Raw genomic sequence first — 13,761 nt, 5'->3', positions numbered from 1 at the left:
ATGTGGAGGGAACGCGGGGAAGTGAAACATCTCAGTACCCGCAGGAAGAGAAAACAACCGTGATTCCGGGAGTAGTGGCGAGCGAAACTGGATGAGGCTAAACCAGTCATGTGTGATACCCGGCAGGGGTTGCGTGGTTGGGGTTGTGGGATCGTACTTCGATGATCTGCCGGTCGTCGGGTGAGTCAGAAACCGTAGGTGTAGGCGAAGGGCATGCGAAAGGCCCGGCGTAGAGGGTAAGACCCCCGTAGCTGAAACATCTATGGCTTGCTTGTACGACACCCAAGTAGCACGGGGCCCGAGAAATCCCGTGTGAATCTGGCGGGACCACCCGCTAAGCCTAAATATTCCCTGGTGACCGATAGCGGATAGTACCGTGAGGGAATGGTGAAAAGTACCGCGGGAGCGGAGTGAAATAGTACCTGAAACCGTGTGCCTACAAGCCGTGGGAGCGTCGCCATGTGTGTTTACATGCGTGGTCGTGACTGCGTGCCTTTTGAAGAATGAGCCTGCGAGTTTGCGGTGTGTTGCGAGGTTAACCCGTGTGGGGGAGCCGTAGCGAAAGCGAGTCCGAATAGGGCGTTGGAGTAGCACGCTCAAGACCCGAAGCGGAGTGATCTAGCCATGGGCAGGTTGAAGCGCGGGTAAGACCGTGTGGAGGACCGAACCCACCAGGGTTGAAAACCTGGGGGATGACCTGTGGTTAGGGGTGAAAGGCCAATCAAACTCCGTGATAGCTGGTTCTCCCCGAAATGCATTTAGGTGCAGCGTCGTGTGTTTCTTGCCGGAGGTAGAGCACTGGATAGGCGATGGGCCCTACCGGGTTACTGACCTTAGCCAAACTCCGAATGCCGGTAAGTGAGAGCGCGGCAGTGAGACTGTGGGGGATAAGCTCCATGGTCGAGAGGGAAACAGCCCAGAGCATCGACTAAGGCCCCTAAGCGTACGCTAAGTGGGAAAGGATGTGGAGTCGCAGAGACAACCAGGAGGTTGGCTTAGAAGCAGCCACCCTTGAAAGAGTGCGTAATAGCTCACTGGTCAAGTGATTCCGCGCCGACAATGTAGCGGGGCTCAAGCGTACCGCCGAAGTCGTGTCAATCCAGCATAGAGGGCTAACGCCTGTTGGGTTGGGTAGGGGAGCGTCGTGTGCCGGGTGAAGCAGCCGCGTAAGCGAGTTGTGGATGGTTCACGAGTGAGAATGCAGGCATGAGTAGCGATTCACACGTGGGAAACGTGTGCGCCGATTGACTAAGGGTTCCTGGGTCAAGCTGATCTGCCCAGGGTAAGTCGGGACCTAAGGCGAGGCCGACAGGCGTAGTCGATGGACAACCGGTTGATATTCCGGTACCCGCTTTGAAGCGCCCAATACTGAATCTTCTGATGCTAAGGCCGTGAAGCCGTCCTGGAGCCTTCGGGCAAAGGGAAGTGGTGGAGCCGCTGACCCTAGGGGGTAGTAGGTAAGTGATGGGGTGACGCAGGAAGGTAGTCCAGCCCGGGCGGTGGTTGTCCCGGGGTAAGGGTGTAGCCCGTCATCTAGGTAAATCCGGATGACATGAGGGTGAGACCTGATGCCGAGCCGATTGTGGTGAAGTGGATGATCCTATGCTGTCGAGAAAAGCCTCTAGCGAGTTTCATGGCGGCCCGTACCCTAAACCGACTCAGGTGGTCAGGTAGAGAATACCGAGGCGTTCGGGTGAACTATGGTTAAGGAACTCGGCAAAATGCCCCCGTAACTTCGGGAGAAGGGGGGCCATTTCCGGTGATGGGCTTTGCGCCTTGAGCTGGGGGTGGCCGCAGAGACCAGCGAGAAGCGACTGTTTACTAAAAACACAGGTCCGTGCGAAGCCGTAAGGCGATGTATACGGACTGACGCCTGCCCGGTGCTGGAACGTTAAGGGGACCGGTTAGCTGACTTTCGAGTTGGCGAAGCTGAGAACTTAAGCGCCAGTAAACGGCGGTGGTAACTATAACCATCCTAAGGTAGCGAAATTCCTTGTCGGGTAAGTTCCGACCTGCACGAATGGCGTAACGACTTCTCGACTGTCTCAACCATAGGCCCGGTGAAATTGCATTACGAGTAAAGATGCTCGTTTCGCGCAGCAGGACGGAAAGACCCCGGGACCTTTACTATAGCTTGATATTGGTGTTCGGTTCGGCTTGTGTAGGATAGGTGGGAGACTGTGAAGCATGCACGCCAGTGTGTGTGGAGTCGTTGTTGAAATACCACTCTGGTCGTGCTGGATGTCTAACCTGGGTCCGTGATCCGGATCAGGGACAGTGTCTGGTGGGTAGTTTAACTGGGGCGGTTGCCTCCTAAAGGGTAACGGAGGCGCCCAAAGGTTCCCTCAGCCTGGTTGGCAATCAGGTGTTGAGTGTAAGTGCACAAGGGAGCTTGACTGTGAGACTGACGGGTCGAGCAGGGACGAAAGTCGGGACTAGTGATCCGGCGGTGGCTTGTGGAAGCGCCGTCGCTCAACGGATAAAAGGTACCCCGGGGATAACAGGCTGATCTTCCCCAAGAGTCCATATCGACGGGATGGTTTGGCACCTCGATGTCGGCTCGTCGCATCCTGGGGCTGGAGTCGGTCCCAAGGGTTGGGCTGTTCGCCCATTAAAGCGGTACGCGAGCTGGGTTTAGAACGTCGTGAGACAGTTCGGTCCCTATCCGCTGTGCGCGTAGGAGTCTTGAGAAGGGCTGTCCCTAGTACGAGAGGACCGGGACGGACGAACCTCTGGTGTGCCAGTTGTCCTGCCAAGGGCATGGCTGGTTGGCTACGTTCGGGAGGGATAACCGCTGAAAGCATCTAAGCGGGAAGCCTGCTTCGAGATGAGGGCTCCCACCCACTTGATGGGGTAAGGCTCCCAGTAGACGACTGGGTTGATAGGCCAGATATGGAAGCCTCGTAAGGGGTGGAGTTGACTGGTACTAATAGGCCGAGGGCTTGTCCTCAGTTGCTCGCGTTCACTGTGTTGGTTCTGAAATAACGACTGTGTCATGTCCGGTTGTTTGTTTCATAGTGTTTCGGTGGTTATTGCGTTAGGGAAACGCCCGGTTACATTCCGAACCCGGAAGCTAAGCCTTTCAGCGCCGATGGTACTGCAGGGGGGACCCTGTGGGAGAGTAGGACGCCGCCGAACTCCTTTTGAGAAGAGCCTTGTTGGGACCCTGGTCCCGACAAGGCTCTTTTTGTTTTTGTAGGGTGGCCCCATGCGCTATGACCTCGTCATCTTCGACAACGACGGTGTGCTCGTCGACAGTGAGCCGATCTCGAATCGCCTGCTCGCCGCGTACCTCACGGAGCTGGGCCACCCGACCACGTACGACGAGGCGATACGCGACTACATGGGGTCCGCCATGCACCGCATTCACGACCTCGTGCTGGAACGCTATGGCCGGCAGTTGCCCTCCGAATTCGACGCCACGTTCCACGAGCGGGTCTTCGCGGCCTTCGGCGCGGAACTGGAGGCCGTGGTCGGGGCGGCCGAGGTGGTTGAGGAACTGCGTGCCGACGGCGTCCCGTACTGCCTGGCGTCCTCGGGGAGTCACGAGCGCATACGGGTCGCCCTCAAGAAGACCGAGCTGTACGAACTCTTCGGGGAAGAACGGATCTTCAGCTCGCAGGACGTGGGGCGCGGTAAGCCCGCGCCCGACCTTTTCCTGCACGCCGCCTCCGTGATGGGCGTCGCGCCCGAGCGTTGTGCCGTCGTCGAGGACAGCCCGCTCGGCGTCCAGGCGGCCCGCGCCGCCGGCATGGACGTCTACGGGTTCACCGCGATGACGCCGGCCGCCAAGCTCGCGGACGCCACCGAGCGCTTCGCCTCCATGCGCGAACTCCCCCACCTGCTGCGCTGACCCCCGTACCGCCGTACCCCGGCCCCCCTACCGGCGTACCCCGGACCCCGCACCGCCGTACGCCGGTCCCGACACCCGCCGGGCGCCCTCGGTGTGCACCGTCGTAGAGCACGAACCCGCCACCAGGGCCCGAAGACGCGCGCGGGGGTGCTGGTGTTCGCGATGGCGTCCGACGCCCGTTCCCCGCGCGCGGAGTGGCGCCCGATACGGTGACGGGCATGAACATCCGCACGCATCTCATGTGGGATGACGCCGTCACGGGCTACGACTTCGGTCCCGGGCACCCGATGGACCCGGTGCGGCTGGGGCTGACGATGCGGTTGGTCGAGGCGTTCGGCCTCGACGGCCAGGTGCAGGTGGTCGCCGCGCGAGCCGCCGGCGAGTCCACCCTGCGGCTCGTACACCGGCAGGACTACGTGGAAGCGGTCCGTCGGGTCTCCGCCGACCCCACGGTCGCGGACGGTTCGTACGGCCTCGGGACGCCGGACGATCCGGCGTTCGCGGGCATGCATGAGGCGTCAGCACTGATCGCTGGGCAGTCAGTGGGAGCGGCGGAAGCGGTCTGGAGTGGTCAGGCCCTGCGCGCGGTGAACTTCACGGGCGGCCTGCACCATGCCATGGCCGGCAGCGCGGCCGGCTTCTGCGTGTACAACGACGCCGCGCTGGCCATCGCCCGCCTCCTCGAACTGGGCGCGCGGCGGGTCGCGTACGTGGACGTGGACGTGCACCACGGAGACGGCGTCCAGGCGGCGTTCTGGGACGACCCGCGGGTCCTGACGATCTCGCTGCACGAGCACCCGCGGACGCTGTTTCCGCAGACCGGCTGGCCGACGGAGACCGGCGGTCCGGAGGCCGAGGGCAGCGCGGTCAACGTGGCGCTGCCGGCGGGGACCGGGGACGAGGGGTGGCTGCGCGCCTTCCACGCCGTGGTCCCCGAGCTGCTCGCGGCCTTCGAACCGGAGGTCCTGGTCACCCAGCACGGCGCGGACACGCACATCGAGGACCCGCTGGCGCACCTGGCCGTGACGGTGGACGCCCAGCGGGCCGTCGCCGAAAGCTGCCGACGGTTGGCGGACGAACACGCCGCAGGGCGCTGGATCGCGCTGGGTGGGGGCGGGTACGCGGTGGTGGACGTCGTTCCCCGGACGTGGACGCACCTGGTGGGCATCGCCGCGGGGCACCCCGTCGATCCGCAGGCCGCCACGCCGGAGTCCTGGCGTCACGAGGTGTACGCGCGGACCCGGCAGCAGGCTCCGTTGCGCATGACCGATGGCCGGCAGCCGCGCTGGCGCGACTGGGACGAGTGGGGGTACGACCCGGCCGACGCGCTCGATCGCGCGGTGGTCGCCACCCGACGGGCGAGCTTTCCCGCACTCGGCCTGCTGCCCTGAGCGGGGGACGCGCCGGCGGGCTGTGACGGGAGGGGCTGCCGGGGCCCCGGTGGCCATGGAGTTCCTTCCCGCGTGGCCCGCGTGGCTTGTTGTGAGCGGTCATCGGACAACTGGCCTCCGGGCTGTCCGGAGGCGCCCTGCCACGCCCGGAGGCCGGCCGTGGCGCCGAGGCCCGGTCGGTGGCGGTTGGCGGCCCGTGTGCCTCGCTGGCCAACTGGCCGCGGAGCTGGCCGAACGGCGTGCCCGCCGCGCGAGCGCGAGGGCCGGGTCGCTGCCCGGGCCCGGCCGGCCTCGGGTGGCGCCCTCGGTGGGGCTGGCCCTCGGCGGGTGGCGGCGTCGCCTCGGACTTCCGCTGTGGGGCGTACTCAAGAGGCGTACGTACGTCAACGGGGCGCCGTGTCATGGATGTTGCGTATGTGCTGCGCCATCGGGCCGCCACATCAGGCCAACTGTGGCGCGTATCCGCGTTTCCGAGCGGATGGCCTGGACCATCGGCCACCATCGTCGGTGTGTTGAGCGCCTCCGAGTTGCGGGCCCACCTCCTGGTCTCGCGCCTCGCCGGTTCCGTGGCCACCAGCCGCGAGGGCAGTCTGCGGAGATACCGGTTGTTCGCAGCCGGTGATCCGCGTGCGCTGATCGGTCTCGTGCCCGAACATGGCTGGTCCTTCGGCGAGTTGCTTGGGCTTATGAGCGCTCAGTGCGGAGTATCGAACAACCCTGAATGTGTTTCAGGCCAGGATGTGATCGACCCTGACCGTACGGTGGCGGCGCTCGACGCCTTCGCGGATCGGCTGGGTGAGGTGGCGCGGCGGCGGGCTCCGGTGCTGCTCGCTACCGGTCACCCGCACCGATTGCTGGGCTTCTACGCCGATGTGGCGGCTGCCCTGTCGGCGGCGGGATGTCCCGTTCTCACTCCCGCGTGGGGCCGCCGTATCGACATGACGACCCGGTTCGGGGTACGTACGCACAACCTTGCGTACGTGCGGGGAGTCGCGCTGATGCGCGAACCCGGCGCGCGGACAACGGGCAATGGGACCGGCGTGCACACGCACTCCCCGCTTCCCATCCGCATCGCCCTGGGGGCCGCGGCCGACTCCGGCGGACCGCTCCCCGAGCTGGTCATCGGGGATCACGGATGGGTCTGCGGGGCAGGTCAGCTGGGGGTTGCGGCCATCGGGCTCGCCGACAGCGACGACCCCGCGCCGTTCGTCGGGGAGGCCGAGGGCAGGTTATCGGTCGTCGTTCCGCTTGATGACGCTGTGCGGCCTGATTACTACCGGCCGCTTACTCGCTATGTACTCAATCGAGCGTGTCTGTCACAGTAGGCGGCCGATCGCTACTCCTCTTCCCCACTCGTATCACCCGCCCCTAGTCTGGTGAGTGAGCGCGCAGCGACGAGGAGTCACCGGAGGGGAAGCCGGTGCCCGTCATGTGCGGAAGGTTCAGGTGTGTCATGGCTGCTGGCGAGAGGCCTCTGAACGAGGTCCAGTTTCTGACCGTGGCGGAAGTCGCCTCGGTAATGCGAGTCTCGAAGATGACCGTGTACCGGCTGGTGCACAGCGGTCATCTGCCCGCGATCCGGGTGGGCAGGTCCTTCCGGGTCCCCGAGCAGGCGGTGCACGAGTACCTCCGCGAGTCGTATGTGGGGGTGGAGTCCGCCTAGATCGTTTCCGGTGGTCCGGCCCGGTGTGGCCGTGGCGGCGTTGCCTCGTGAGGGCGCCGTGGCGGGTGCGGCGGGTGCGGTTCGCCGGGCCGGTGGTTCACGTTGACCCTCGGATTACGCTGTTAGCTCGGTGCCGGGTAGGCTGGCCCGATGTAGGTCGTGTGGGCTCGGACGCCCCGCACCGAGTGAATACGAAGTGAGCGAGGGTAGTCGTGGGCTCTGTTATCAAGAAGCGGCGTAAGCGGATGGCCAAGAAGAAGCACCGCAAGCTGCTCAAGCGCACGCGCGTCCAGCGTCGCAACAAGAAGTAAGCGACGCTGTGCGACGTTCCGCAGCCCTTCCACCGCACGGTGGGAGGGCTGCGGTGCGTTTGCCGTGGAACGGGTGGTGCTGGCCGCGTCGCGCGGCGCACGGCCGGCGTGGTGTCACACCCGGCGGATACGGTGAGTCCTGGGTCCGTAGCAGCGGACGGGCCAGGCACGGGGGCCTGGTTCCTCGCGCGGTGGGAAGGTAGGCGCTGATCGTGGGCAGGGTCGTGCTCGTCACCGGAGTCGCACGCCAGCTTGGGGGCCGTTTCGTCCGGCGCGTGCTGCGAGAACCCGACGTGGACCGGGTGATCGGCGTGGACGCCGTCCCGCCCGAGCACCATCTGGGCGGCGCCGAATTCGTGCAGGCCGACATCCGGCAGCCCACGATCGGCAAGCTGTTGGCGGAGTACGACGTCGACACCGTGGTCCACATGGACATCAACGGCACCCCGCTGGGCTCCCGGGGCAGCCGGACCACGGTCAAGGAGACCAACGTCATCGGCACCATGCAGCTCCTCGGCGCCTGCCAGAAGGCGCCGCGGGTGGCCCGCCTGGTGGTGAAGTCCAGCACGAGCGGGTACGGGGCGGCCCCGCGCGACCCCGCCGTCTTCAGCGAGACCACCCAGCCCAAGTCGCTGCCCAGCGGTGGCTTCGCCAAGGACGTCATCGAGGTCGAGGGGTACGTACGTGGCTTCGCCCGACGGCGCCCGGACGTGGCGGTGTGCGTCCTGCGGTTCGCCAACGTGCTCGGGCCGTGCGCGGACTCGCCGTTGGCCGAGTACTTCGCGCTGCCCGTGCTGCCCACGATCATCGGCTTCGACCCGCGGCTCCAGTTCGTGCACGAGGACGACGCGATCGAGGTGCTGCGGATCGGCGCGGGCGAGCCCCGGCGGGGCAGGCTGAACAGCGGCACCTTCAACATCGCGGGTGACGGGGTGCTGCTGCTCTCACAGGCCGCGCGGCGCCTCGGCCGCCCGACGCTGCCCCTGCTCTCGCCGACCGTCACGTGGCTCAGCTCGGTGCTGCGCTCCGCGGGGATCACCGACTTCTCACCGGAACAGATCCGGCTGCTCACCCACGGGCGGGTCGTGGACACCACGCAGATGCGCGAGACACTGGGATTCCAGCCCAAGCACAGCACCGCGGCGGCCTTCGCGGACTACGTGCGCAGCCGCGGGCCGGGGCTCCTGCCCCCCGAGGCCCTGGCCCGAACCGTCGACCGGCTCGCCGCGGCGCTCCCCGCCCGCGCCGCCGGCCAGAACTGAGGAGCGCAGCCACGATGGCGGACGCCAAGGTCATCCCGTTCGGTGAGGACCCCCGGGCCCGGCGCAAGGACGGCACGCGGGCGCCGCGCGCGCGGCGGGACCAGGCCCCGCTGCGGCCGGTACCACCGCCGCGCGCCGAGGACGAGCCGGCCGTGGAGCCGCCGGCGGCCGACGGCGGCGGAGACGACGGCCCGGGCGCGGCGCGGGCGGGGGCCGGGAGCTGGGAGCAGCGGCTGGCGGGCGGCCTGAACTTCCTGCGCCGCCGCATCACCGGCGACTACGAGGTGGACGACTTCGGCTTCGACGAGGAGCTGACCGACCAGGTCCTGATGTCGCTGCTGCGGCCGGTGTACGAGTCGTACTTCCGGGTCGAGGTGCGCGGCATCGAGCACGTGCCCAGCACCGGGGGCGCGCTGATCGTGGCCAACCACTCCGGGACGGTGCCGCTGGACGGGTTGATGCTCCAGGTCGCGGTGCACGACAACCATCCGGCCGACCGCCATCTGCGCCTGCTGGCCGCCGATCTCGTCTTCAAGCTGCCGGTCATCAGCGAGCTGGCGCGCAAGGCCGGCCACACGCTCGCGTGTGCCGAGGACGCGCAGCGACTCCTGGAGCGCGGCGAGCTGGTCGGCGTGATGCCGGAGGGGTTCAAGGGGATAGGGAAGCCGTTCTCCGAGCGGTACAAGTTGCAGCGCTTCGGCCGCGGCGGCTTCGTCTCGACGGCGCTGCGGGCCCGGGTGCCGATCGTGCCCTGCTCCATCGTCGGAGCCGAGGAGATCTATCCCATGATCGGGAACTCCAAGACGCTGGCCCGGCTGCTCGGCTTCCCGTACTTCCCGATCACGCCGACGTTCCCGCTGCTCGGCCCGCTCGGTGCGGTGCCGCTGCCGACGAAGTGGACGATCCAGTTCGGCGAGCCGATCGCGACCGACGGGTACTCGCCGGAGGCCGCCGACGACCCGATGTTGATGTTCAACCTGACTGACCAGGTGCGCGAGACGATCCAGCACACCCTGTACAAGCTGCTCGTACGGCGGCGCTCCGTCTTCTTCTGATCCTTCCGGGCCGACGTACGAGCGTGTCGGCCCGGCGGGTGAAGACGGAGCGCCGGGGTGGTGATCAGGTGGGGCTCTCGGCGGGCTGGCGGGGCGTCAGTCGCTGGGGGACGGGGACGACTCGGACGGTTGCTGGGTGTCGAGCCCGAGCCCTGGGAGCAGGTCGGGCGGCAGCAGCGGTGGGATCGTGATGTCCGGCGTGGGTGTCGCGCTGGGGCTCTTCTCGGGCGCCGGCTGGGTGCTCTCGTCCACCGGCAGCTTCAACAGGCTGGGCCCGTCGAGCAGGCCGGGGCTCTCCTCGGCCGGAGTGGCGGAGGGGGCGGGAGCCTGCTCGTGCCGCCGCTCGGCGCGGTCCGGCTGCCTGGGCTTGGCGTGCCGCGGCGCGGGGCGGTCCGGTGACGCGGTGGGGGCGGCGCTGGGCGCGGTGGGCGCGCGCTCGGCCTCGGGCTCCACGTCCTGGGGCTGCGGCGTGAGCAGCGATCGCAGCGGCTCGACGTCCAGGTCCATGGCCTCGAAGACCAGGCTCACCTGGTCACCCATGTCCTGGAGGGGGAGCGGGAGGCGCTCCCGGAGGGTGCTCCAACTCTGCCGGTTGCCACTGGTGAAGGTGGACAGGTCGCGGATCGGCCCGAGCGAGCCGTCGCGCCGGTGGACGTCGTGCAGCAGTCGGTGGCCCTCCGACGCCGCGTGGCGCATGCCCGAGAGGGCCTTGCGCACCTCGCCGAGCGACTCCTGGTCCATCTCGCCGGCGCGGCCCCGCTCCATGAGGCGCCGCGCCTCCTGGAGCCGGGTGGACGCCTGGTCGAGGTAGATCCGGCCACGGTCGGCGTCGTCGTCGGCCATGCCGCGCTTGAGATCCTCTATGCCCCGCTTGAGGCCGTAGAGCGAGTCGCCGGGCAGGGCGTCGGAGCTGGCCGTGGCCACTCCGCCGAACGCGCCCGCCGCGACGCCGACCGTCAGTCCCCCCGCCGCCAGCCCCTTCGACCATCGCGAGCGGGGGCGGAGTCTGCTGAGCGGGCTCGCCCGGTGGCTCCCCTTCCCGGTCTTTCCGGCCTTGGCGGCGCTGGCGCTCTTCCGGGCGGAGCGTGCCGAGCGCTGCTCGGGCACGCGGGCGTCCTGGCCAGCGAAGGCCGACTCCATCGCGGCGATCAACTGGGCCCGCTGAACGGTTTTTGCTGCTGGGTCCATCTCCGGAGCTGGCAGTTCACCGAGCTCGTTGGTCAGGGCCAGCATGCGTTGGCGCTCGGCGCTTTCGGCCGCGCGCTCGGCTTGGTCGGTTGCCGTGCCCTGGTGTTCCTGCTCTTCCAGGGCCTGGGCGAAGGCGTGAGCCCGCCGGTGCGCCGATACGTTCGCGATCACGGGCGGCACCTCCTCTCGTCATGATGGTCGACTCCTCAGGGCGCCTTGGAGGTTGCACGCCTTGAGCGCCGCCACTCGATCGAGTGAGTAGTTGCGGGCATGGCGTGACCGCAGGGAGCCTGCATCCCGCACAACGAGCGGCGCGGCAGCCGGGTTACGCGGCCACGATGATCGGACCGCCGACTGGAGCAGGGGAGGACGACCTGCCGGCCCGCGGGTGCGGTGAGAGGGGAGTGGAGGAGGGTGCCGCCGAAGCCGGGGGTGGGGCGGCTCCGCTGGGACAGCGGTGACGGGGGACGAGGTGCGCCGTCGGGGCGCCGGGTGGGTCAGCGGGCGTCTTCGGGGAGCAGCCGGGCGAGGGTGCGCACCGCGCGGTACTGGAGGGTCTTGATGGCCCCTTCGTTCTTGCCCATCACGCGGGCGGTCTCGGCGACCGAGAGACCTTGCAGAAAGCGCAGCGTGACGCATTCCTGCTGTTGGGGGTTAAGTCTGCGGACCGCCTGGAGGAGGGCAGCGTTGGAGAGCGATTCGAGAACGGAGTCCTCGGGGCTGCGCTCGACCTCGTTGGCGTCGAGCATCTCGCCCGTGGTGACCTCGAGGCGGAAGCGGCTTGACTTGAAGTGGTCGGCGACGAGGTTGCGGGCGATGGTCACCAGCCAGGCGCCGAAGTCGCGGCCCTGCCAGGTGAAGGTGCCGATGCGGCGCAGGGCCCGCAGGAAGGTCTCGCTGGTGAGGTCCTCGGCGGTGGCCCGGCCGCCGACGCGGTAGTAGATGTACCGGTAGACCGTGTCGGAGTACTGGTCGTAGAGGCGGCCGAAGGCTTCGGACTCGCCGGACTGGGCGCGCTCGACCAGTTCCATCATGCGGTGACTGTCGCTGTCGGCGCTGGGACGGCGGGTGGTCGCGGGGGAGGCGCTGCCGCGGGCTCGTCTTCCGACGGTCGCGCTTCCGTTGGCGACGGTGTAGCAGGGTGCTGCTGAGGCGGCGGGGACGGGTGTGGCGAATGCGGGGACAGCGGGTACGGCGTACGCGGTGGGGACGTAGCCGCGAAGGCGGTCGACGACCGTTTCGCGGAGCGTAGCCAGGCCCGAGGCGTCAACCCCGACGTGTGGGTACACGGGACTCCCAGAGGCAGAGCTTCCATCACGTGCAGTGCGGGACCGTTCACTCGTCGTAGGGACGTGTGGGTACCGGTTGCGTCTGAGGAGAATAACGCTTCGTATAGGTGACGCTACACCCAGTTGCTTAAATCGCCGTTTCCGTCCGCTCTGTGGTGCGTTGACGGCCAATCAGGAGTCGAACACTGATCGGTTGTTGATCGAAAAGCTTCGTAATCTGTTTAATTGCGGGGCGTGTTGTGGTAATCCGGGCACAACGGGACTGGCGGGAGGGGCGCGGGGGTAAGCAGTTTGGATTGGTCGAACCCGGCCGCCGATGACGGTGGGTGCCGTTCGCGGCCTGACGACGAGGTCAGGCGCGTGGTCCGCGGGTGAGCGGGGGCGGGTGGGACGTGTGGTGACCGGCCGGCACGGGCGCGCCGTGACCGCGGGGGCACGGCCTGGGGGCGGTGATCGCTCTCCGTGACCGGGGGCGGGGTGAGGCGGCGCGTTGACCCCGCCGCACGCCGACGGTCACCCCCGCGCCCCGGCGGCCGGGTGGTGCGGCGCCGCGCGGAGCCTTACGCCGTCAGTGGCACGCGGTACGGCCGAACGGGCTGTCGGTCGGCGGCACCCGCGTGAACGGTTGGTCCGCGCGGCCCGCGGTGCGGACGGTCGGTTCGCGGCGTGCCGCGCGTATGGGGCGGCCTCGTCTCGGGGCGGGGTCGCCGGGGTCAGCGGCGGCGGCGGTGCAGGGCGACGGCGGCTGCCGTGCCGCCCGCGACGGCGCCTAGGCCGGCCGCGGCCGGGATGCCGATCTTGGCGGCCTTGCGACCCGTGCGGTAGTCGCGCAACCGCCAGCCGCGCTCGCGGGCGTACCTGCTCAGCCGGGCGTCGGGGTTGACCGCGTACGGGTGGCCGACGAGCGAGAGCATCGGGATGTCGTTGGCCGAGTCGCTGTAGGCCGCGCAGCGCGCGAGGTCCAGGCCCTCGGCCGCGGCCAGGGCGCGGACGGCCTCGGCCTTCGCCGGGCCGTGCAGCGGCTCGCCGACCAGCTTGCCGGTGTAGACGCCGCCGACGGACTCCGCGACCGTGCCGAGCGCGCCGGTCAGGCCGAGTCGCCTGGCGATGATCGTGGCCGTCTCCACGGGGGCGGCGGTCACCAGCCAGACCTTCTGGCCCGCGTCCAGGTGGGCCTGGGCGAGCGCGCGGGTGCCGGGCCAGATCCTTTCGGCCATGTACTCGTCGTAGATTTCCTCGCCGATGGACATCAGTTCCGAGACGCGGTGGCCCTTGACGATGGACAGGGCGCTGTTGCGGGCGTCCTCCATGTGCGCGGGGTCCTCGACGCCCGCGAGTCGGAACCAGGTCTGCTGCCAGGCGAAGCGAGCGAGTTCGCGCTTGCGGAAGAAGTGGCGCTTATAGAGGCCGCGACCGAAGTGAAAGAGCGCGGCGCCCTGCATCACCGTGTTGTCGAGGTCGAAGAAGGCGGCGGCGCGGTGATCTCCGGGGACCGGGAATTCGGGTTCCGCGGCCTCCGGGGGCGCTTCCACGGCCGCGCCCGTGGGCGCCTCGCCGAGTTCCGACGCGCTTTTTCGTGCTGCCTCCGCCGCGGCTTCGCCGGCCAGCACACTGCGTGCGGTAGCCGAGCGCCTGCGGGGAGTGAGCCATCCTAGAGCCGCCATAGCGCGAGCATAGTCAGATGGGCCGGTCCATCCGGAGTCGGGATGATTCGCGGAGCGTGAACATTCCACTACGGGAATTTCCGTG

At 67.9% G+C, this 13,761-nt stretch carries 10 protein-coding genes and 2 rRNA genes (1 of these 12 running past the window's edge); 9 read left to right on the top strand and 3 right to left on the bottom strand.

Going from position 1 to position 13,761, the window contains the following annotated elements; genetic code table 11:
* The 9 genes from AC3CHW_RS14355 to AC3CHW_RS14315 form a co-directional block, all read left to right on the top strand.
* Nucleotides 1-2,950: ribosomal RNA gene (locus AC3CHW_RS14355) — 23S ribosomal RNA — on the top strand (it extends 173 nt beyond the left edge of the window).
* Nucleotides 2,951-3,021: 71 nt separating this feature from the next.
* Nucleotides 3,022-3,138, top strand: a 5S ribosomal RNA gene (gene rrf, locus AC3CHW_RS14350).
* A 70-nt stretch (nt 3,139-3,208) separates the two neighbouring features.
* On the top strand, nt 3,209-3,853 hold the full coding sequence (locus AC3CHW_RS14345; RefSeq protein WP_488470690.1) for an HAD family hydrolase: 645 nt from the start codon (nt 3,209-3,211) through the stop codon (nt 3,851-3,853).
* Nucleotides 3,854-4,071: 218 nt separating this feature from the next.
* Nucleotides 4,072-5,244 carry an acetoin utilization protein AcuC gene (locus tag AC3CHW_RS14340; protein ID WP_398610471.1) on the top strand — a complete coding sequence of 391 codons (1,173 nt, stop codon included), beginning with the start codon at nt 4,072-4,074 and terminating at the stop codon, nt 5,242-5,244.
* A gap of 509 nt (nt 5,245-5,753) precedes the next feature.
* On the top strand, nt 5,754-6,569 hold the full coding sequence (locus tag AC3CHW_RS14335) for a phosphatase (protein WP_488470689.1): 816 nt from the start codon (nt 5,754-5,756) through the stop codon (nt 6,567-6,569).
* A gap of 128 nt (nt 6,570-6,697) precedes the next feature.
* A complete protein-coding gene (locus AC3CHW_RS14330) occupies nt 6,698-6,907 on the top strand; it encodes a helix-turn-helix domain-containing protein (RefSeq protein ID WP_014053989.1) in 210 nt (69 codons plus the stop codon).
* Nucleotides 6,908-7,119: 212 nt separating this feature from the next.
* Complete coding sequence (locus AC3CHW_RS14325; protein ID WP_003948845.1) at nt 7,120-7,218, top strand: 30S ribosomal protein bS22; 99 nt, start codon at nt 7,120-7,122, stop codon at nt 7,216-7,218.
* A gap of 212 nt (nt 7,219-7,430) precedes the next feature.
* Nucleotides 7,431-8,480 carry an NAD-dependent epimerase/dehydratase family protein gene (locus tag AC3CHW_RS14320; RefSeq protein ID WP_488470688.1) on the top strand — a complete coding sequence of 350 codons (1,050 nt, stop codon included), beginning with the start codon at nt 7,431-7,433 and terminating at the stop codon, nt 8,478-8,480.
* A gap of 14 nt (nt 8,481-8,494) precedes the next feature.
* The gene (locus AC3CHW_RS14315; protein WP_488470687.1) at nt 8,495-9,535 is read left to right on the top strand and encodes a lysophospholipid acyltransferase family protein; all 1,041 of its coding nucleotides are present in this window, start codon (nt 8,495-8,497) and stop codon (nt 9,533-9,535) included.
* Nucleotides 9,536-9,631: 96 nt separating this feature from the next.
* Here the strand turns inward: AC3CHW_RS14315 and AC3CHW_RS14310 are convergent, their stop codons facing one another.
* From AC3CHW_RS14310 to AC3CHW_RS14300, 3 genes are all read right to left on the bottom strand, one after another.
* Nucleotides 9,632-10,894, bottom strand: coding sequence for a DUF5667 domain-containing protein (locus AC3CHW_RS14310; protein WP_488470686.1), 1,263 nt, complete (start codon nt 10,892-10,894; stop codon nt 9,632-9,634).
* A 326-nt stretch (nt 10,895-11,220) separates the two neighbouring features.
* A complete protein-coding gene (locus tag AC3CHW_RS14305; protein WP_176163296.1) occupies nt 11,221-12,012 on the bottom strand; it encodes an ECF subfamily RNA polymerase sigma factor, BldN family in 792 nt (263 codons plus the stop codon).
* 713 nt (nt 12,013-12,725) lie between these two features.
* Nucleotides 12,726-13,676, bottom strand: coding sequence for an HAD family hydrolase (locus AC3CHW_RS14300; RefSeq protein ID WP_398610466.1), 951 nt, complete (start codon nt 13,674-13,676; stop codon nt 12,726-12,728).
* Nucleotides 13,677-13,761: the final 85 nt, after the last annotated feature.

The sequence above is a fragment of the Streptomyces sp. MGP-BFMKR1 genome, from assembly GCF_057766585.1.
The sequence above is the reverse complement of the archived record's forward strand: the minus strand, read 5'-3'. Positions and strand labels throughout refer to the sequence as shown.

Excerpts from the sequence above, each read along its gene's own strand:
- AC3CHW_RS14300 (WP_398610466.1), bottom strand. The coding sequence starts at position 13,676 with ATGGCGGCTCTAGGATGGCTCACTCCCCGCAGGCGCTCGGCTACCGCA.
- AC3CHW_RS14345 (WP_488470690.1), top strand. The coding sequence starts at position 3,209 with ATGCGCTATGACCTCGTCATCTTCGACAACGACGGTGTGCTCGTCGAC.
- AC3CHW_RS14340 (WP_398610471.1), top strand. The coding sequence starts at position 4,072 with ATGAACATCCGCACGCATCTCATGTGGGATGACGCCGTCACGGGCTAC.
- AC3CHW_RS14315 (WP_488470687.1), top strand. The coding sequence starts at position 8,495 with ATGGCGGACGCCAAGGTCATCCCGTTCGGTGAGGACCCCCGGGCCCGG.
- AC3CHW_RS14330 (WP_014053989.1), top strand. The coding sequence starts at position 6,698 with ATGGCTGCTGGCGAGAGGCCTCTGAACGAGGTCCAGTTTCTGACCGTG.